We start from the raw sequence: 19,530 nt of genomic DNA, 5'->3' as shown, positions 1-19,530 counted from the left end.
GATTAAGAGCCTAAAACCTCCACAAGGTTCATTCTAACCTCAAGCCGCAATACCAGTAACAAGGCGTTAAATCAGCCCAACCTCGGCTAACAACTCACGTGTTTCAACCAAAGGTAAACCCACGACGCCAGAATAACTGCCTTCAATCGCAGCCACAAAGCAACCGCCAAGTCCTTGGATACCGTAACTACCGGCTTTATCCATTGGCTCTTGTGAAGCGACATAAGCGTCGATATCGGCGGCCGATAAAGCGCAAAAACGCACTTGTGTTTCGACTAAGCGCACTGAGGTTTTGAAGCTTAAATCTGCATCTGCTTGGTAAGTCAGCGCCACAGCGGTCATTACTGTATGCGTTCGGCCAGATAATTCAATGAGCGTACGCTTAGCATCGGCCACATCCAGTGGTTTGCCTAATATTTGGTTTTCAAGCACAACGATAGTATCAGAACCTAATACAGCAGGCTGTGACATATCTGCGCATAATGCCAGTCCAGCATGGGCTTTTTCGGCGGCTAAACGTCGTACATAATCCCTTGGCGCTTCACCTTGCTGCACGGTTTCATCGATATCTGGAGCCACTTGCGTGAAACAAAACTCAGGACGACCGAGTCCAATGTGTGCCAATAATTCTTTGCGACGTGGCGAAGTTGAAGCTAAAACTAAATCCACAGTTAGCGAACCTTATAATGACGTCGAACCCGACGTAGAATCCAAAATATCCAAGGCCAGATCACTAATCCTGAAATCGCAGGTAAGAATAGATCCGTATCGAAGACCGCCTCTTGCATGACAAACTCGACCCAGTAAATCACTAAGTGATACATACAAATGAGCAGCATGATCACCAACGACTGTTGCCACTTAGGGAAATTTCGCAATCGCTGGCAATGCAAGATGGCGACATAAATCACCAAAGACATCGCTAAAGAGCGCACACCTAAGGTGGCACCCAATAAAATATCCAACACTAGGCCTAAGACCCAAGCAGTTAAAATATTGTATCTATGGGGTAATGCGATAGACCAGTAGAGCACAATCATCAACAACCAGTCGGGACGCCAAGCATCGACCACACTCGGCAAAGGCATAATCTGGCTGATCACGCCGATAAATAATGTCACCCAAACAATGAAGCGCCCATTGGCGGCTTGAAAACTCATTGGTGCACCTCAGTCGCTGGAGGAGTGGTTTCCGTTGCCGGTTTGGCCACAGTGGCTGCGGGTGTAGTCACAGGCTTAGTCGCGTCTGCAGATGTGCCTTCCGCAGGACTAGCACTGCCTATTTTTGATGAGTTTTCGATAAGCGAATGATCCGCAGCAGGGACTGTGGGCTGATTAGGCAAGGTCACACCCGAATCGGGAGACGGCCAAATCAACAACACATAACGAATACGATCTAAAGCGGCTAACGGTTGGGCCGTGACTCGAGCGTAACTTTGGCCATCTTCAGTCAAAACCTCCATGACTCGCGCAACGGGATAACCTTCGGGGAAACGATTGCCTAAGCCTGAAGTCACTAATAAATCGCCGACACGAATGTCAGTACTCTTGGCCACATGGCGCAGTTCTATCTCATCAAGCTCACCCGTACCATTGGCGACAAGGCGCACATCATTACGGGTAATACGCACAGGTAAGCCGTGTGATACATCGGAGAGCAATAACACTCGGCTGGTCATTTCACTGACCTGCACCACTTGGCCAACAACTCCTTGCGCATCCACCACGGGCTGACCGACAAATACACCGCTACGGGAACCGTGATTCAGCACCACGTAATGATGGAAAGGATCGCTGGCGACCTCTAACACTTCGGCCACCATCTTGCGCGAATCCAGATAGGCGGGTGAGCCTAACAGTGCACGCAAACGCTCATTTTCTTGGCGTAAGTGTTCGAAACGCTGTAAGCGTTCACTCATCAACAGTTGTTGCCTGAGCAGCTCTTTATTTTGCAACGCCAGCATATTGCGGGTGGCAAAACTTTCAGATGACCAGTCAAGCGCCGCACCGGGCACGCTGGCTAAATACTGTAATGGACTAAAGACAGAGGATAGGTTTTGCCGCACAGGATCGAGGCGATGATTAGCCACAAGCAAGGCCACCGACAAAATAATTGCCAGTGTCAGACGGAATTGGTTTGAAATACCACGAACAAAAATTGGCTTCATAGGAAAGCTAAGGCGGTGATTAACCGCCCTATACCGAAGTTAAATTAGGTTTCTTCGGAGAACAGATCGCCGCCGTGCATATCAATCATTTCGAGGGCTTTACCACCGCCGCGTGCTACGCAGGTCAATGGATCGTCCGCCACCATTACTGGAATTCCGGTTTCTTGCATTAATAAACGGTCTAAATCACGCAATAACGCACCACCGCCAGTTAACACCATACCGCGCTCAGAAATATCTGAAGCTAATTCTGGTGGAGATTGCTCTAACGCCACCATCACAGCACTTACGATGCCAGATAATGGCTCTTGTAAGGCTTCTAAAATTTCGTTGCTGTTCAGTGTAAAGCTACGAGGTACACCTTCAGCCAAGTTACGGCCGCGGACTTCGATCTCTAGCACTTCATCGCCAGGATAAGCAGTACCGATAGTGTGCTTGATACGCTCAGCCGTGGCTTCACCAATTAAGCTACCGTAGTTACGGCGAACATAGTTGATGATCGCATCATCAAACTTATCACCACCGATACGGACGGAAGACGAATACACTACGCCATTCAGCGAAATAATCGCGACTTCAGTGGTACCACCACCGATGTCCACTACCATAGAACCCGTCGCTTCAGATACAGGTAAACCCGCACCAATCGCAGCAGCCATAGGTTCTTCAATCAAATATACTTCGCGAGCACCAGCGCCCATGGCTGATTCACGGATCGCACGGCGTTCAACTTGAGTGGCGCCAACTGGCACACACACTAGAACCCGTGGACTTGGACGAAAAAAGCTATTGTTGTGCACTTGTTTGATAAAGTGCTGCAGCATTTTCTCAGTCACATAAAAGTCAGCGATTACACCGTCCTTCATTGGGCGGATAGCTTGGATATTGCCAGGCGTTCTGCCGAGCATTTGTTTAGCTTCTGTGCCGACCGCGGCAACAGATTTCTGACCGGAGCCACCACGCTCACCACGTATAGCAACAACAGAAGGCTCATTGAGCACTATGCCTTCGCCACGAACATAAATTAATGTGTTAGCTGTACCCAAATCGATCGATAGATCATTAGAAAAAATGCCGCGTAGCTTCTTAAACATGTAACTAGCCTGTATTCTGTGGAGTCAGAAGAAAAGAAAAATCAGCTAACTTTATCAATGCCACCCTGATTCCACAAGACCGAGGAGGTTAACAATCGCTAATGAAGTGATTTTTTTTCAAATCGTCCTCTAAAAAACAGTATTTAAGCGGAAAATACTGTTTATTGACGAAAATATCGACAACCGAAAACGAAGAAACATACAAACCAACAACAAATGTCAAACTAAGAAATTGCATTTAGAAACTGTCACTAGGGTTTCAATCGACCTTCAATAAATGAAACTGATGCGCATTTCATACGAAAGGCTCAGTTCGATTCAATAGCTGGAATAACTCAGATTAGTTTACCTCACGCCAATAGATAATTTTGTCATGCCCTCGGTAGCGACCAAAATACGCGCTCGCCCGCGGTTCTGTGAGAACGCTTGGTGATACGCCATTCCAATTCCAGTACCATTCTAGCCATGGAGGTACATCCAAGGGCGCCGTCACTTGACCGCGGTATGGCACGCCACTTGAGGTGACCGCTTGCCAGAGCAACTCAAATTGGCCAGCTTGGAATGTTGCAGTCCCGCCAGAACGAGTAACACCTTGTCCCGCCACTAAGTCGGGCTCAAAATTGTAGCCAAGGCCGGAATTATCAACCAGCGAACCCAAACCATACACTGCGGTGGTGCAGCTATCGTTGGTATTCAATACCCAACTGCTACCATTCCAATATTCAGCCCGAGTCGGCATACGCAGTATTTCAGTTTCAGGACCATAGGTGTTATCCATCACCATACGGCCATGACGAAGGGGTTGAGTGCTGATTTTCTTAGCATTACAGTTAGTGCAAGTACCTGTAGATGCCGCATCCATATCTGGCGAAGCGACATAGGAATAGATGCTATTGGGATGAGGATCGTTATCCATCAATTGCACGCCAATATCAAGCAGCTCGAAAGGGCCATCCTGATACAAATTCGTCGCCACATTTGGGGTTACCCGACTAAAGTTAGCAAGGTAAGTGCCATCGACCGTCGCCTCACCTTGACTCCAACTTTCAGCCTTTATAGGTAATGCACTTAAGCGACTCTGTAAATCGACCCCATTGTTATTGTTTTCTCCCACTAATTTGGCAGTGGCGAGGGAAAATGGTGGGAAATAGTTTTTCGTTATATCCCCCGCGATATTTAAAGCACTGAGCTTCATCGACATAGGGAACAGCTGATCCATATAGCTAAAGCTGCCACAGGCAGGTATGACCGATACGTTACTGACTAAAAATCTATCGGGCACAAAACGGCCAATATTAGCTAAATAGCCAATTGGAATATTTAAGCTGCTTGCCGTCCCTAAATAATTGGGAGTCGCCAGCGCCGCAATTTGGAACACGCCGACTTCGCTAATGGTCTGATTACTGATGGTATTGAGATTATTGGCCTGCGCCGAGTGACTGTAGGATGCCACGCCTAATACCCCATCATGGCCGCCACTGGCGATGCTGGGCGCCACCACTTTACTGGTAAGCTTCATTTGCGTATCAATAAAGTTAGGCGTAGGCAAATTGGCCGTGCAAAAATCCGTATCACCGTCTTTTTCCCATGCCATCGCTTGTACTGTCATGCTGAAACTTTGTCCGGCTTTACGGTAAGCATTGCAACTCATATTCGCACTTGGGCAACTGGCACTGGCGTCCACAGGTTTCACACACAATCCTGCGGGCACACTGACAAACTGATCAGAGCCTATCATCACGAGATCTTGCTCATTACCACTGCCGACATAGTTAGCATCGAGTTGCAATTTGCCCGCATCGGGGTAATTCACTGCAATGCTTGCTTGTCCGTTGGTATCAAACACCAGATTAACCGCCGTAGGCGAGGCACTCGAGGTGCCAATTGCCATATTGTTGATGGTGACGGCTTTAGGCGAGATAGGCGCGCTTGGGGTTTGGTAACTACTCCAGAAATTCAGCGTTTTGGTCTGGCTTTGGAAGCTTGGGACACACTGCTGCGTCACATCAGATTTTTTCACCGCTTTGACTAACACATTAATAGGTTTATTGGCCAGTTTATCGGGCACGTCGAAGATAAAGCCACTGTCGGCGAAAGTCAGTGAGCAAGCATTCTCGCTCAAGGATCCTGAGCCAACTCTACAAAGGGTTTTGCTTAATGGTTTAGTGGTGGGATTAGAGCCCTTCACGCCTAAAGTTACTACACCGGGTGTATTTCGCCTCAGTTGCAGTTGCGCCGTGCCACCGCTGAAACTCACTTGATTACCGCCAACCCATATTCCTTCGGAGGCGGATTCGGGTAACAAGGTCGCCGTCAAAGGATCGGTAAAGAGCTGGCTACAACTGGAGTTGGCACAGGCTCGAATCGTCACGGTTTCGGGATTACAGGTTAATCCCTGACCCGTGTGATCAAACTCAAAATGATCGATTTGGGCGCCAATAGGGTTGGATTTCAAGGCACAAATTTGCACGTTATCAATTTCATGATTGTTATTAGAGCCACCAGTAGATCCAGTAAGTGACATCAAGAAGTCACTGGGAGTCGCCGCCTGCCCTGATTGTGCAATCGCATTAAAAGCGGGGATTAAGGTGACAAACCCCGACCCTGTATTACGTTCAATCTTGACCACTGATTGGCCTGATAACTGCGAGTCTATAGTGATTTTATATCTATGGGCTGGCGAAACATTGTTACCATCGACCGTGGGAGATAAGCAGTTGCCACTGGTATTACTGTTGCCATCGTTACACGTGCCACGTAAATAATTATACCCTGATGTGCCTGCACCGGAACCACGAACTACAACCGACTGACGACGCTGACCCTTACTGCCACCTCCACCCTCGCCAGAGAAGTTACCAAACTCATCGATCCCAATACCCAACCAACCACCAGCAAATCCGCTTATGCCGGGTTTATAGCCATAACCTAACGGCCCACCGAAGGCGCCGGGCTGCGGCGTTATAGAAGCATCAGATAACACCACCGCAATGCCGTCGGCGCCACTTCCACCATAAGCATAATGATCAAACTGGATCTCGACTAAGTTCTTGGCTGCAGGGAATAATCTTTGATAGGTTGAGGCGGTGGACTGATCTGATTTCGCTTCTGTTAAGCGCATACGCCCACTAACAACCGAAGGAGTAAACGAACCACTACTGCGGGAAACCACCCAGTCATTACTCAAAGTGCTTTGGGAAAAATTATCATTAAAACATTGTAAAACAGGCGCGGTTTTCTCCAGTGCAACAAAGCCATAGTCTTCAGCAAGATGACTACGGTCATTATCGCCATAGGTATCCTCGTCGTTTACCATGCTGAGTTGAGTTGCACTCAGATTACAACGTCTTAACCAGCCACCATCGCCACCTCGACGAGAATCTTTCCCCGCAACTAAAGTTGGGGGATTAACAAATCCAGTCAGACTAGTGTTGTAGGCACATTGCTCAGCCAGCGTTTTAGTATTCCCCCCGCCAGTGTGGGTAAGTGCAGTACCGAATTGATAGTGAACATCCTCACCATTCAGTATGACTGTGCCAACACTGGATTTTACCGCTAAATAACCAATCGTTTCTGATTGTAAACTTTGCAGATTACCTGGTTTACATTGACCCCCAGAGCGAACTTCAGAGGTATCTAAATTAAGTTGAATACCACTCGAATTTAGCTGTGCCACGCTTGTCAGCCAACAGGTAGAATTATTACGCGTCTGCAACTGATTCAATACGACATTCAGTGAGGTATTAAGCGGCACACTCGTCCACGCAGAATTACTCATGTTCAATGCATTAACAGTAGAGATTCTACCTGCCTCAAGTTGACTGCCATCGGATAAAACATGAGAACCTGCCGTCACAGCAATCCAATGCACTTCCGGCATACTATTCGAAGCAATATAGCGGTTTGAAGGACTCGTTGGCTCACTTTGCACCCAAGTAAATCCGGTATTAGTCACAGATGACACAAAGGTTGATGCAGGTCCATCGTTGCTAGTATTCGCCGTTGATATTGTCGGCATAAGGAAAATAAGTGGTTTCACGCCAACAGGGAAAGCATTGGCAAACGTCACTGAAGTTGTGGTCGCTTTACCAAACTGTAATTGCAGCGGTGCAACAGGTAAATCTTCATTAATACTGCCACTACTCATAACTAAATAACGACTCGTGACACGACCATTGATAATCGAGTTATCATTAATAGTTAATGTTGCATCGCTATAAACTCGTCCATTGAGTAAAGTGCCACTATTTAGCTGAATATCGCTATAACCGAAAATAAGGGCAGAAGCCGTATTATTTTCATTGAATTTACTGCCATTAAACGCAAATTTCTGTTTAGTAAAAATGCGGACATTACCTTGCAAAATCACCTTAGCATTTTGGTTCAAGGTAAAACTATCTACCCAATAGTCCCCCTCGGGTAAAACGAGCGTCGCCCCGCCCCCAATAGCGATAGTATTGAATCGATACTCATTTTGAGTAGCCGATAAAGTCAGAGTACAAGCAGAATAAAGCGAAACATTGTCAAACTGACTTTGGCCATTACCACCAAGCGTTAATTGCTCGCCACTATTACAATAACCATAACCGCCACCAGTTCCACTACTCGATAAAAAAGCATTGCTCCCAGTTAATTTTAACCCTCGAATATCACTGCCATCGATAGTACATTTTCGCACTCCACCAGAACCGTTATCACAACTGTTATTAGCAAGCCCGCTACCATCGTTACTCGAACAATAATCTAATGCAGCACCACCAGTACCATTAATAATGCCATTACCGTTTATCATCAGCTGTGGCGATGATATCTGATGGCACACGTTAGAGTTATCGCCATGATGCCCTTGAGCAACCTTGGCAAAAATCACACTCTGGTCAATAGGGTCGAATGCCATCACAGCTGAGGGGAAACTCAAGATAAGTACTGCCAATATAGCACGATGAAAAAGATTAATTCCCACGGGCTTCTACCTCAACTTGTCGACTGACGCGCGTTTCGCCGCTTTCGCATACCGCTTTACTGCTGATCTGATATTGCGTGACTGCGCCTACCATATAAGCAGTACAAGTCAACGTCACACTACAGGCATGAAAACCAGTTACATCGGGCGGTGTCCAAACATCCGATGCTAAACACGCTCCGGCGTTACCATTCAATGGAAACAACTTAGCCAGCGCGGCATCGGCGCCACTGTTTGCAGCGGCAAAAGCACGCGTCCCCCATACTTCTTGGGTGAGCCCAACATCACCGTCTTCCACAATATTGATCAGTGCCGATGCCAGCAGAAACATCACGGTAATCACAAACACGCCAATGATTAACGCACTGCCACGCTGCCGCACAGGCAGAGCGTAAAATTTTGATCTTGATAATGATGATCTGGATACTGAGTTACGCCCTACCGAGCGACGATGTGAATTAAGGAACATTGATCACCTGCACTTGATGTCGATATTGGAACGTCTCACCATTAACATTAAATCTTGGCTGCAAGTGCACCATAGCATTATTGACTAGACTCGATGGCGTTAAGATCAACGGCAAGTCATTACTATTATCGAGGCGATTCGCCACACTTTGCGCCATTAGCACGCCCGTGCCCATAGTGGCTGGATTTGGTTGAACGGTATTAAAGTTATAACCAGCATAACGCACTATTTGCAAATGATTACCGCTTGCCCCCTTTTCAAAGCAATAACTCACAGGACTCGAACCAAAATAGATCCGTTGTCGTGGTGATGCTTCGGCAAAACGTGTTGGCGCAGTAAAAGTCAGTGTCACTTGATTACCCGAGATAGCAATCGTTTTAACCTGTGCCCGTTTTTGTCTCGCGCTGCTATACACATCGGCATCAACCAAGGGATAGATCCAAGCGAATTGATTCACGTGAATCGCACTCGCGGTATTATCTAGAATAACTATCCCAGTACTCGCGGCAGCTGCGGGGAGTATTGGCATAGTGAGATAAGTCGTGCTGGCTTCGATAGGCACAAACTCAATACATTGATAGGTCAGCGAATCGGTATTAACTCGCACGCTATTAGGCAAAGCACTACGCAGCTCACGGGTCATTCGCTCAACGGCAAAACGGCTCTGGCTTAGTACCTGATCGACTGAACTCGACTCCACAAAAATCCGCGTACCAAAAATAATAAAACTGCTCACCCCGACCACAAGAATCCCCAGAATCAAGATAACTGTGACCATCTCGACTAAGGTAAAACCTCGTGTGGATGTTTGCATACGCTTTGCTGAAAAAGAGCCCATTAGTAATTGCTCCTCACCAGATTGTAAGTGATCACTTCATTGTCCGGCGTCGTCACATTAATCGTGACTAGCTTAGTATTGGGCGCTGTACCATAGGCAACTGTGACACTTAAACGATAGTTAGGATAAGCAGCGGCATAGGTTTGGGTTGAGTTGAGCATAGTCGCTGTTTCATTTAAACCGTTGTAATCGTCCACATCGTTAAAGCTGTTACGACTCTCACCCACCTCTGGACCCAAGGAAGTGGAACAATTGCTTCCTAGCGGACTACCACAGGCCGGCGTTCCACCATTGGCATTAGTGTTTTGATCATAACGCTTGCCCCATATTTCATTCATCACCGAATGGGCAAGCTCAGCACTGCGTACTCTATGTAAGGTGCTGGCCGCACGATCTGCTTGGGGAAATAACATGCTGGTTAGCATCACTATCGCAATGCCAATCACCAGCATGCCAATCACTAATTCGATAAGGGTAAAACCCTGCTGTGGTTTGGCTTTTTTGGATACTTTTATTGATTTTTTTATTAAAAACAGTAGAGGATTAATTCGCATAAATATAACCCTCGCTGGAGACATTAATCATCACAGTGTCATTAGCAATCACATTAATGCATGGCCCATTACAAGCCAACGAAGTGCTACCATCGATATCGAAATCGAGGCTGAAGTTGCTGCTGTTAGTACTTACTAGCACTAATTGAGCACCACCTTGAAAAGCTTGGCTATAAAGCGGGTTTGGCGATAATGCAGTACCAGAACAAACCGCCCCATTTCGGGCAGAGAATTGACTCACTTGGTAACCAGTGCCAGAGACGGTTACACGAAAACACCTGTCAGTATTATTGAGCGCTTTTTGCTGTACTTGACGCAGCTCGCTAATGAACTCGTTACGTAGGCTATAGGCACTGTAGGAAGACTGGGTAAATAGGCGAGGCAGTACAACCACAGCAAGAATTGAAATCAAGATGATGGTCGTCACTAATTCTACTAAGGTAAATCCGGCCTGTTTTGACATAGAGAAGTTAAGCATCGCTCGGGTTAATTGCTGATTTCAAGTACTAAGTTCAGTTTCTGCCAACGGTATGATTAACGCAAATAAATGTCGGTAAATTATTGGCAGGCTCATTTCTTTAAAATCATGTAAGAACCACATTTTACCTAAAAAAAAAGCCTGCTAGGCAGGCCTTTTATTTAACTAATATTAACAATCTGAAGCATCAGGAACTGCGGATAAAACAGGAGCTACTGTCGCACTCGTAGCTTGTTCATAGGTGATACGACATTCTGCTGGAGCACCTTTTTGCCACATAGTCACAATACCAGTGCCTTCAAATATAATCCAATCTGCACCAGTGCTAGTAACAACTGTTGGATCTGTAGCACTGGTTCCTGCATCGAAAGAAATATCGATAGCATTTTCAAGCTCTGCTTCGTCAGCTTGTAAATAACCAAAATGTGTAACCGCTGGGGTACCGGTACCTATATCTACAGAAGGAGGAATTGTTGCATCAAATGCTTTTTTTTCTTCACCAGCTAACGCAGCTTTTGAATAAACTAAGCTATTTGCACCTTGAATTGATGCTTTTAAGCCATTCAGTGCAGAAACACGCGCATCACCTTGCAGGTTAATAAACTTAGGTGCCGCTGTGACAGCAAGAATACCTAAGATAATGATCACTACGACTAATTCAATTAAGGTAAAACCTTGTTGTCTTTTCATATCAAACTACCTTTCTTTATAAGTGAGTACTCGTGTGAGTACTGATTAAGTTAAGTCACTTCTGAACTAAGCTACTTAAAACATGAACAAAATAAAACTGTTAATTACAGCCTATGGCACAAATGGTGTTTGAGTAAAGCTTAACACTCTACCAGTACCAGGGTTATACACGATTCCTTTCGCACCAGCTGTTGATAAATCCGGTGTAGGAGTCGGTACGCCAGTTGTTTGATTTAGCACCAGTGAAGCCACTTGGTGATAAACACATAAATCTAAACCAGCAACGACAGTGCCTGTAATCGAATTAGCACTGCCACCTGCGCCATCAATCACACGCACGGTATAACGTTGATTACGCGCATCTTGAGTGTAGAGCACATTACGAGGAGCGCTCTGCAGCACGGTATTAAATACTTGTTGGCAACTCGCATCCGTCATCGCAGTCACATCCGTCACGGAAGTCCCTGTAGGATAACCAAAACGTGGATCGAGCGAAACTGACGTACCGTCGAGGATCACGCTGCTATTTTGGCGCCCATCAACTTCCCACTGCGAACGCACAAAGCTAACGGCAGTCGATAAACCACCGGCGACACCGTCAACACTGGCATCTTCAGCATCATCGGTGACATTTAAAAATCGTGGGATCGCGGTTGCGGCGAGTAGCCCTAAAATCACAATCACAATCACTAGCTCTATTAATGAGAAACCTGTTTGCTTAGTTTTCATATATATGCCCCATACCTAAGAAATTTTATTCTAACAGCTAAATCAATTTTAAAAAGCCATTGAGTTAACAATATTTTACGGTGCAGTTAAAAAAATGACCCTGCCAGAGTTCAGTTGATAGCCTAAACTATCGCCATTGTGTGACCGATAGTGACAGCTGTTATCCTTAACTAAGTAATCAGCAACCAGCCCTGCGTTATCCACTTCTGCGCCCATAAGTTGTTGCCACAAATCTTGGCAACCTTGGCCGTTTAACTGTTTAGGTTGCGGCCAACCTAAACCATTCACATCAACGACACTTGGCTCAGTTTCCTTGGCGGAATTGTCAAACGCCTCCCAATTCAACTGCAATTGTGGCGGCTTGCCCAAAGATAACCATTGGGAGCGCGCCATCACCAGTACATTTAAAAAACGCGCATGATCTACTTCTAATCCACGGGCCGCAATTTGCGGTAGGGTAAAAAAGTACTTAGCTCCAATCACCGCCATGATAACCAACACTAACCCTATGGTTATCATACGCCCATAGATGCGTAATAGATCGCTTTCTGCCTTTTGCTGAGTCTGCATTTAGCCTCAGCCCCACACATAAGATAGAAGATAAACATTATCCATATCGATTATTTACCGCCCTTGACCACATTAAGCATATCCCACATGGGCAGGTATATCCCTAAGGCCAACACGAGTACAATCATGGCCACAAAACCGATCAAAATAGGCTCCAATTTAGCGGTGAGGTTCTTTAAATCATAGTCTACTTCGCCCTCATAGAAGTCTGCCGCATCATTGAGTAATTGATCGATTTGCCCCGTCTCTTCACCCACTGCCACCATTTGCAGCACCAACGGCGTAAATAACTTACTCTGATTCGATACCCTTAGCATAGAGTCACCAGACTCAATTCCACGGCGCATACCGACTATTTTGTCGTGCATATAGGCATTATCTACCGCATCAGCCACTAAACTTAGGGCTTGTGTCATAGGCACGCCAGCGCTCAGCATCATAGAGAAACTGCGACAATAACGGGCTAACGTCGAACGCTCGATAATCGATCCTACGGCGGGGATGTGCAATTTCCACTTATCCCACTGTTTCTCGCCCTTTTCCGTATGGTGCCAATAACGGATGCCAATGATAGTGCCAATCAGCGCCACCAACATCAGCGCCCAATAATTCACAAACAGATTCGATGTACCTATCAACACTTTTGTCGCCCAAGGTAAGTCGGCGCCAAAGCGGGAAAACATCTCGGCGAACTTAGGGATCACCATGATATTGAGGATCACCATAGCGAGTGCAATCGAAATCAATACAAACATGGGATAACGCATGGCCGATTTAATTCGTCGCCGCGTTTCCTGCTCACGCTCGATATAACCCGACAGCTGAATAAAGGCATCTTCTAACTTACCGGTGTTTTCTCCCACGTGCACCATAGAAACAAACAAGGAATCAAATACATCGGGATGTTGATTCATGGATGATGACAAGGGCCGTCCTGCGGTGAGCTGCTCAGAAATATCGTTGAGCGCATCTTTCATCCGCTGGGAATGTGCCGTTTCAGACAAACCCGCAATCGCCCGTAAAATCGGGATGCCAGAACGAGTCAGAGAATACATTTGCCGAGTAAAAATCTGTAATTCTTCTAACGCGACTTTACCGCCAAACAGCTGGGTCAGTGAGAATGACTTAACCACTTTAGCGACTTTGACTTCGAGGGGAATAATCCCCCGCGCCAATAGCATGTCAGCGGCAGCACTTTCCGACGCGGCATCCAACTGCCCCGTAACGGATTGACCTTGACCACTGCGTCCACGGTATTGATAAATCGGCATAATTACGCCTCAACGCCTTGTTGGCTAATAATATCCTTCGACAAAGGTATCTGAGATTCACTCACGTCCTCTACCAGCTTAGCCACCTCTTCAATGGTCGTCATGCCTTCGCTCAAATATTGCAACGCTGACTCGGCGAGCGGGGTAAAGTTAGGGCTCTGCAACGCGGCTCTGGCGAAATCCTGCGGATTACCGGTACGCATCGCATCGATCATCTTTTCGTCGAGCTCGAGGATCTCAAAAATACCAATACGGCCACGATAACCACTGCCGTTACAACTCTGGCAACCGGTACCGATTCTAAAGTTTGCATGGCTAAAATCTTTACGACTCACACTACTCAGCCAAGCTTTTTCCTGCGGTGTCGGCTGATACTCAACGCCACAGTTATGGCAAACGCGGCGCACTAAACGCTGGGCAATAATCACCCTTAAGGCACTGGCAACTAAATAACTCGCAGCGCCCATATCGAGTAAACGCAGCGCACTGGTGACCGCATCGTTAGTATGCAAGGTTGATAGCACAAAGTGACCCGTCAATGCGCCCCTCAGACCAATCTCCACGGTTTCTTGGTCACGCATTTCCCCTACCATGATGATATCGGGGTCTTGACGTAAGGTGGTGCGCAATACGTTGGAAAAGTTCAAGCCAATCTTATGGTTAACTTGTACTTGGTTGATCCGTGGCAATTGATACTCGACCGGATCTTCCACCGTGATGATCTTACGGTCGGCGGTATTGAGCTCGCTCAAAATACCGTACAAAGTGGTGGTTTTACCGCTACCCGTGGGACCAGTGACCAACAACATGCCGTGGGGGCGTTTAATCTGTTTACGAATACGCGCCAAAATTGCGGGTGGCATACCAGTTTCGTTTAGGGTCAATAACCCCGCCGATTGGTCGAGTAAACGCATTACCACAGATTCACCGTGGTAAATCGGCATGGTCGACATACGCACATCGATATGGTGACCTTTAATTTCCATATGAAAACGGCCATCCTGCGGCAAACGTTTTTCAGAAATATCGAGACCCGCCATCAACTTAAGTCGCAACACTAAAGCCGCGGCAATATTAACTTCATTCAGAATCGTTTCGTGTAACTGACCATCGATACGCTGGCGAATACGTAGGGCTTTATCACCGGGTTCGATATGAATATCCGAAGCGCGCATTTGCACTGCATCCTCAAAAATCGACTGCAGTAACTTAACCACTGTGGTTTCATTGTCACTGTCGCCAGAAGTCAGGCTGGCTAAATCGAACATCTCATCGGCGGCGTATTCTTCTTCGAGCTTACCGGCGATCTGAGCAATTTGGTCTGTACGGCGATATAAGTTATCAAACGCTTGTAGCAGTTGCTGCTCGGGCGCTACCGCTAACTTCAAACGCTTAGGTGCGATAAGCATTTCGAGGTGATCGAGCGCCTGCAAATCGGCTGGATCACTCATAGCTACCAGTACGCTATCGCCCCTGTCTTCAACCGCTAAAGCGCGGAAACGTCGGGCTTGCACCTCAGGAATAAGATGCACGACTTCCGCTGGGATTGGCATTTTACTGATATCAAGCAAAGGCACATTCAATTGTTGCGACAAGAACTGCAGCAACTGATGCTCAGTAATCGATTGCAAATCAATGAGGGTACGGCCCAGTTTTTTGCCCGTATTGCGCTGCTCGCCTAACGCCTGTTGCAACTGCGCTTCGGTAATAATGGCTTCTTGAACTAACAGATCGCCCAAACGCATTTTTAATCTGGGTTTCATTGGCTATCTCCTAGCTGAGTCAAACGTTGTTCGATAAAGGCACTCGCCTGCGCCGATAAGCCTCTGTGGCCTAATGCAGTCCGATAGGCTTGGCGTGCTTGGGTAAATTGCTGCTGCGAATCAAGCGCATAGGCCAGCCCCATCCACCATTTAGCCTGTTGAGGTTCTTGTTGTAATAACTGCCTGTAGGCTTGTTCCGACACGGAAAACTGCCCTAGCTTTTGCGCCAGATCCGATTGTGCCATCCACTTTTGTCTCGCCAGCGGATGCGTATCAGGTATGTTAGCTAACGTCACTAATGCGAGATCAGCCTGACCAGCGGCTTGCTGAACCCGAGCGAGCAATAAGGCAAAGTCTAACTGCTGTGGGAATAACAGCATGCCTTGCTGTAACACTTCACTGGCTTTGGCTAATTGACCTTGGCCATAATGCAGCGCAGCCAATTGCTTGCGCGCTTCGTGCATGTTGGGTTCAAGCGCTAATGTTTGCTCATAATAACTAATGGCATCTTTGAGCTTGCCATCCCTTTCTGCCTCGCTCGCTAGCGTGAACCGCTTCTTTGCCAGCTGCTTTGGCGTTAACTTCACCTCAGTAATCGCCATTTGCCCTTGTTCTTTGGGCGCGAGTTGATGAGTCCCCGTATCCGCTTTAAATTCTTGTACGTTAAGCCCATTACTCGCGTTACCTTCATTATCGGCGGCCACACTGGCCCGCTCCGACATCATTAACGCAAAGGGCGCAGCTACAGTGACCTCGGCGCTACGCACACTCGACGTCGCACGATTTAGCTGCGAATGGCTTGGCTCGCTTACCGTATCGACCTTGTCATCTGCGAGTGCAAGGCTCACGTCTGCTTGTGGTTTTTGTTGGGGTTGCGACTGAGACTGAGCTTGTTGCTCATGCTCAGCTTCTTTTGCGGTTCCCAATTCTGGTGCCTGACTCGATGCCACTTCGGTGGCACTTGGTTCAAACTCTTCACTATTCGCTGTCATCGCTGCCGCAATCTTCTGTGTCGTCGCAAGCTTCAATGGTTCAGCAGCGGCATCGACGTTAGGTGAAGACTCTTTTGAGGCAACACTGTCGATCCGCACAGACTCAGTTTGGGCGGTTAATGTATGTTGTTCCTGCGCTTGAGATGAAGCTGTCGCTTCTGCAGGCTTTGCCATGAAAAATTGCCAGCCATAAACCGCGCCGCCACCGAGTAGCAGTGACACACCACAGAGCAGCAGCCAGTGAGATGATGAACGCCTGCGAGCTAAATATTGCACCTGCGGCTGAGCCACATTGCTGAGTTCATGCCCCTGCTGACGTTTGTCGAGATCCTGCAGCATCTTGTTGATCACGCTCATACAACACTCCTCAAAACGTGTTGTAATCCCAAACCGAACACCACAGTTATCAGAGTGAAAAAAGGTAGCCATTTCCACGACAATAACCGACGAACACTCGCATCTTCAGTGTCTTGAATCGCCGCTTTAACGTGGGAGGTTTGCACACGCGTAGCGCCCTCGCCGAAACTCAGTAACAAGGCTTTATGGGCAAGAATATTGATCAATCTGGGGATCCCTCGGGACGCATAGGCAATCTGGCGTGTTTCCCGTGATGTAAAGAGTGGTTCGCCCGCACGCCCTGCTATGGCTAATCTGTGACGAATATAAGCATCGGTTTCATCCCATGTCAGTGGGCGAAGGTTGTAGCTAAAAGTAATACGTTGTCTTAATTGCCTGAATTCTTGGCGTTTAAGTCTTACATCAAGTTCGGGTTGCCCAAATAACACCACCTGCAATAACTTACGCGTCTCGGTTTCGAGATTAGTGAATAACCGCAGCGCCTCTAAACTGTCGTCCGGCAATGCCTGCGCTTCATCGAGCACTAATACAATGGCGTGACCATGGGCGCTCAATGCTAAAAGCTGCTGCTGGATAAGTCCAGTGAGCTGCTGCTGGTCGATATTACTGGCGTATTTAAGGCCTAACTCACTCGCCACCGCCCAGCGTAACTCTGCAGGCGTGAGGTAAGGATTGGGTAAATAGGCGCAATGGAACTTAGTCGGTAATTCATTGATAAGCTTACGGCAAATCAGAGTTTTACCAGTCCCCACTTCCCCTGTCACCTTGATAAAACCTTCGCCCGTTTGTAGCGCAGTTTGCAACACTTGCAAGGCTTCTACGTGTGGCGATAGGCCGAAAAAAAATCCGGTATTAGGTGTCAATGAAAATGGGGCTTGGTTTAAGCCAAAATGCTTCTGATACATAGAAGCTTACTTTGTCTCCGGATACCAACGATCTAATAAGGTCTTAGAACGTTGTAGCTCAGTTTTCCAAGTATCGACGCCAACTACCGTAGGTTTTAACAGAATAATCAACTCGGTTTTTTTCTTTTGCTTGCTACGGTTTTTAAACAATTCACCGAGGTAGGGAATATCACCCAACAAGGGCACTTGCGATACCACTTCAATGCTTTCACTCTTCATCAAGCCACCGATGATGACCACGTCACCGGAAGCGGCGCGGATAACGGTATCAGACTCGCGAATTTCACTCTGTGCTAAAGGTAGCTCCAACGAAGCGTCACTCACTTTGATGTCTTTAGTCTGCTCTTTCACATCGATAACGGATGGATGCACGTGCAATAACACATTGCCGTCACTATCAATTTGCGGCGTGACATCTAAGGCAATGCCTGAGAAAAACGGCGTCAGCTCGACTTGTGGTGTGGTCACAGGTGGCGTGCCACCAACTGTCGTCGATGAAACGTCAGTGACAAAGTACTCATCAGTACCGACTTTAATCACCGCTTTTTGGTTATTCGATGCAGTCACCCTTGGGCTAGACAATACATCCACATCGCCTTGGGTATCTAACAGATTGATCATGGTCGTAAAGTCGGAGCCTTTAATGCTCAGCGAGGTCACGCCACCAATCGCCGAGGTGATTTTATCGCTTAAACCAGGGCCTTTCGAAGTCCCAAAATTCACATTCGTATTGCCAACATGACCAAGCACATTGTCCCATTGGATGCCCTGCTGATAGCCATCAGATAAAGTGACTTCGATGATCTTAGCCTCCAAGATCACTTGGCGCTGCAGATGACTCTCGGCAGAATTTAAGAAAGTGCGAACTTGGCGTAATTCACTTGGGAAAGCACGAATGGTCACTAAACCCGCCTGCGGTGTGACCACCACTTGCCGCCCATTACCTGTGTCACCAATAATCGCCGTCAGCGTTTCTTTTAGCTCGCCCCAAAAATCAGTCTTAGTGCGCGAGCGGATAAAGGTACCGTTACTGCTATCGCTGCTGCCATTGCTGCTGGAGTTACTACCATTACTGCTGTTGGAATTATTATTACTCGAACCACTGTTATTTGAGTTGTTATTGCTCGAATTACTATTGGAATTATTGCTATCGGAAATGCGTCCAGAACTCACTGAGGTCACTGATAAGCCGTCGCGCTCCATATAAAGATAATTCAGCGGGAAAGTCTCAGTACGCATTCCAGCGGGGAACACTCTTAGAATACGCCCTTCACGGCTCACTTCGTAACCGTAGATATCTTCAACCACTTGAATCGCTTCGCTTAAGGTTACACCTTTAAGAGATAGCGAAATCGTACCTTGCACATCAGGATGCACGGCAACACTCAGCGGCGTACCTTGGACTAAGCTTGGAAAAAATACTTTAGCATCCACATCATGAGCAGAGACATCGAAACGACGCTCAGTTTCCAGCGCAGGGGTTAAGCCTGACAGTAAAGCGCCCGAATTCAATTCTCGCTGAACCGCATCCGGCATAGTCGCAGGCGGTGGCGTCGTTGATGCCGTAGCCGTCGCCATTGAGGCCGCTAATTCCGCCTTACTCGCCTCCGGCTGTGGCCTATTTGTGGTCTGACACGCCACAAGGCAAAGTGAGAGCAGAGGTGTAAAGTATTTAATCGCTTTCATCTGA

Annotated in this window: 17 protein-coding genes; all 17 read right to left on the bottom strand. The window is 47.2% G+C overall.

Annotation, left to right across the window (positions count from 1 at the left end; translation table 11 throughout):
• Nucleotides 1–66: 66 nt before the first annotated feature.
• The gene (locus tag BM607_RS08270) at nucleotides 67–669 is read right to left on the bottom strand and encodes a Maf family protein (protein ID WP_006083253.1); all 603 of its coding nucleotides are present in this window, start codon (nucleotides 667–669) and stop codon (nucleotides 67–69) included.
• A gap of 2 nt (nucleotides 670–671) precedes the next feature.
• Nucleotides 672–1,160, bottom strand: coding sequence for a rod shape-determining protein MreD (gene mreD / locus BM607_RS08265; protein WP_006083254.1), 489 nt, complete (start codon nucleotides 1,158–1,160; stop codon nucleotides 672–674).
• Nucleotides 1,157–2,167: a rod shape-determining protein MreC gene (gene mreC / locus BM607_RS08260; RefSeq protein WP_071938707.1), complete on the bottom strand. Its 1,011-nt coding sequence runs from the start codon at nucleotides 2,165–2,167 to the stop codon at nucleotides 1,157–1,159. Before mreC ends, mreD begins: the two co-directional genes overlap by 4 nt.
• Before the next feature lie 44 nt (nucleotides 2,168–2,211).
• Entirely contained in the window at nucleotides 2,212–3,261 is a 1,050-nt protein-coding gene (locus tag BM607_RS08255) for a rod shape-determining protein (RefSeq protein WP_006083256.1), read from the bottom strand.
• Nucleotides 3,262–3,601: 340 nt separating this feature from the next.
• On the bottom strand, nucleotides 3,602–8,224 hold the full coding sequence (locus BM607_RS08250; RefSeq protein ID WP_071938708.1) for a DUF6701 domain-containing protein: 4,623 nt from the start codon (nucleotides 8,222–8,224) through the stop codon (nucleotides 3,602–3,604).
• Entirely contained in the window at nucleotides 8,214–8,693 is a 480-nt protein-coding gene (locus BM607_RS08245; RefSeq protein ID WP_071938709.1) for an MSHA biogenesis protein MshP, read from the bottom strand. The genes BM607_RS08250 and BM607_RS08245 overlap by 11 nt, the downstream gene beginning before the upstream one ends.
• A complete protein-coding gene (locus BM607_RS08240) occupies nucleotides 8,683–9,531 on the bottom strand; it encodes a type II secretion system protein (RefSeq protein WP_071938710.1) in 849 nt (282 codons plus the stop codon). The genes BM607_RS08245 and BM607_RS08240 overlap by 11 nt, the downstream gene beginning before the upstream one ends.
• Nucleotides 9,531–10,085 carry a type II secretion system protein gene (locus BM607_RS08235; RefSeq protein WP_071938711.1) on the bottom strand — a complete coding sequence of 185 codons (555 nt, stop codon included), beginning with the start codon at nucleotides 10,083–10,085 and terminating at the stop codon, nucleotides 9,531–9,533. The genes BM607_RS08240 and BM607_RS08235 overlap by 1 nt, the downstream gene beginning before the upstream one ends.
• A complete protein-coding gene (locus tag BM607_RS08230; protein ID WP_071938712.1) occupies nucleotides 10,075–10,563 on the bottom strand; it encodes a type II secretion system protein in 489 nt (162 codons plus the stop codon). Before BM607_RS08230 ends, BM607_RS08235 begins: the two co-directional genes overlap by 11 nt.
• Nucleotides 10,564–10,734: 171 nt before the next feature.
• Nucleotides 10,735–11,253 (bottom strand): type II secretion system protein, encoded by a 519-nt coding sequence (locus BM607_RS08225; RefSeq protein WP_071938713.1) that lies wholly within the window; start codon nucleotides 11,251–11,253, stop codon nucleotides 10,735–10,737.
• 111 nt (nucleotides 11,254–11,364) lie between these two features.
• Nucleotides 11,365–11,982, bottom strand: coding sequence for a prepilin-type N-terminal cleavage/methylation domain-containing protein (locus BM607_RS08220; protein WP_071938714.1), 618 nt, complete (start codon nucleotides 11,980–11,982; stop codon nucleotides 11,365–11,367).
• 75 nt (nucleotides 11,983–12,057) lie between these two features.
• Entirely contained in the window at nucleotides 12,058–12,552 is a 495-nt protein-coding gene (locus BM607_RS08215) for a hypothetical protein (protein ID WP_011847941.1), read from the bottom strand.
• Between the two features lie 50 nt (nucleotides 12,553–12,602).
• A complete protein-coding gene (locus BM607_RS08210; RefSeq protein ID WP_071938715.1) occupies nucleotides 12,603–13,823 on the bottom strand; it encodes a type II secretion system F family protein in 1,221 nt (406 codons plus the stop codon).
• Nucleotides 13,824–13,825: 2 nt separating this feature from the next.
• Complete coding sequence (locus tag BM607_RS08205) at nucleotides 13,826–15,586, bottom strand: GspE/PulE family protein (protein ID WP_006087049.1); 1,761 nt, start codon at nucleotides 15,584–15,586, stop codon at nucleotides 13,826–13,828.
• Nucleotides 15,583–16,935 (bottom strand): tetratricopeptide repeat protein, encoded by a 1,353-nt coding sequence (locus BM607_RS08200; RefSeq protein ID WP_071938716.1) that lies wholly within the window; start codon nucleotides 16,933–16,935, stop codon nucleotides 15,583–15,585. The genes BM607_RS08205 and BM607_RS08200 overlap by 4 nt, the downstream gene beginning before the upstream one ends.
• On the bottom strand, nucleotides 16,932–17,840 hold the full coding sequence (locus BM607_RS08195; RefSeq protein WP_071938717.1) for an AAA family ATPase: 909 nt from the start codon (nucleotides 17,838–17,840) through the stop codon (nucleotides 16,932–16,934). Before BM607_RS08195 ends, BM607_RS08200 begins: the two co-directional genes overlap by 4 nt.
• A 6-nt stretch (nucleotides 17,841–17,846) precedes the next feature.
• Entirely contained in the window at nucleotides 17,847–19,526 is a 1,680-nt protein-coding gene (gene mshL, locus BM607_RS08190) for a pilus (MSHA type) biogenesis protein MshL (protein ID WP_011847946.1), read from the bottom strand.
• Nucleotides 19,527–19,530 lie beyond the last annotated feature (4 nt).

The sequence above is a fragment of the Shewanella sp. SACH genome (genome assembly GCF_001887095.2).
Taxonomy (GTDB): domain Bacteria; phylum Pseudomonadota; class Gammaproteobacteria; order Enterobacterales; family Shewanellaceae; genus Shewanella; species Shewanella baltica.
This window is presented reverse-complemented; position numbering and strand designations above follow the sequence as displayed.

Bases quoted from the DNA above. Each gene is read 5' to 3' on its own strand.
- BM607_RS08220 (WP_071938714.1), bottom strand. From the start codon at position 11,982: ATGAAAACTAAGCAAACAGGTTTCTCATTAATAGAGCTAGTGATTGTG.
- BM607_RS08195 (WP_071938717.1), bottom strand. From the start codon at position 17,840: ATGTATCAGAAGCATTTTGGCTTAAACCAAGCCCCATTTTCATTGACA.
- mshL (WP_011847946.1), bottom strand. From the start codon at position 19,526: ATGAAAGCGATTAAATACTTTACACCTCTGCTCTCACTTTGCCTTGTG.
- BM607_RS08225 (WP_071938713.1), bottom strand. From the start codon at position 11,253: ATGAAAAGACAACAAGGTTTTACCTTAATTGAATTAGTCGTAGTGATC.
- BM607_RS08215 (WP_011847941.1), bottom strand. From the start codon at position 12,552: ATGCAGACTCAGCAAAAGGCAGAAAGCGATCTATTACGCATCTATGGG.
- BM607_RS08205 (WP_006087049.1), bottom strand. From the start codon at position 15,586: ATGAAACCCAGATTAAAAATGCGTTTGGGCGATCTGTTAGTTCAAGAA.
- BM607_RS08240 (WP_071938710.1), bottom strand. From the start codon at position 9,531: ATGGGCTCTTTTTCAGCAAAGCGTATGCAAACATCCACACGAGGTTTT.
- mreC (WP_071938707.1), bottom strand. From the start codon at position 2,167: ATGAAGCCAATTTTTGTTCGTGGTATTTCAAACCAATTCCGTCTGACA.
- BM607_RS08235 (WP_071938711.1), bottom strand. From the start codon at position 10,085: ATGCGAATTAATCCTCTACTGTTTTTAATAAAAAAATCAATAAAAGTA.
- mreD (WP_006083254.1), bottom strand. From the start codon at position 1,160: ATGAGTTTTCAAGCCGCCAATGGGCGCTTCATTGTTTGGGTGACATTA.
- BM607_RS08255 (WP_006083256.1), bottom strand. From the start codon at position 3,261: ATGTTTAAGAAGCTACGCGGCATTTTTTCTAATGATCTATCGATCGAT.
- BM607_RS08245 (WP_071938709.1), bottom strand. From the start codon at position 8,693: ATGTTCCTTAATTCACATCGTCGCTCGGTAGGGCGTAACTCAGTATCC.
- BM607_RS08200 (WP_071938716.1), bottom strand. From the start codon at position 16,935: ATGAGCGTGATCAACAAGATGCTGCAGGATCTCGACAAACGTCAGCAG.
- BM607_RS08230 (WP_071938712.1), bottom strand. From the start codon at position 10,563: ATGCTTAACTTCTCTATGTCAAAACAGGCCGGATTTACCTTAGTAGAA.
- BM607_RS08210 (WP_071938715.1), bottom strand. From the start codon at position 13,823: ATGCCGATTTATCAATACCGTGGACGCAGTGGTCAAGGTCAATCCGTT.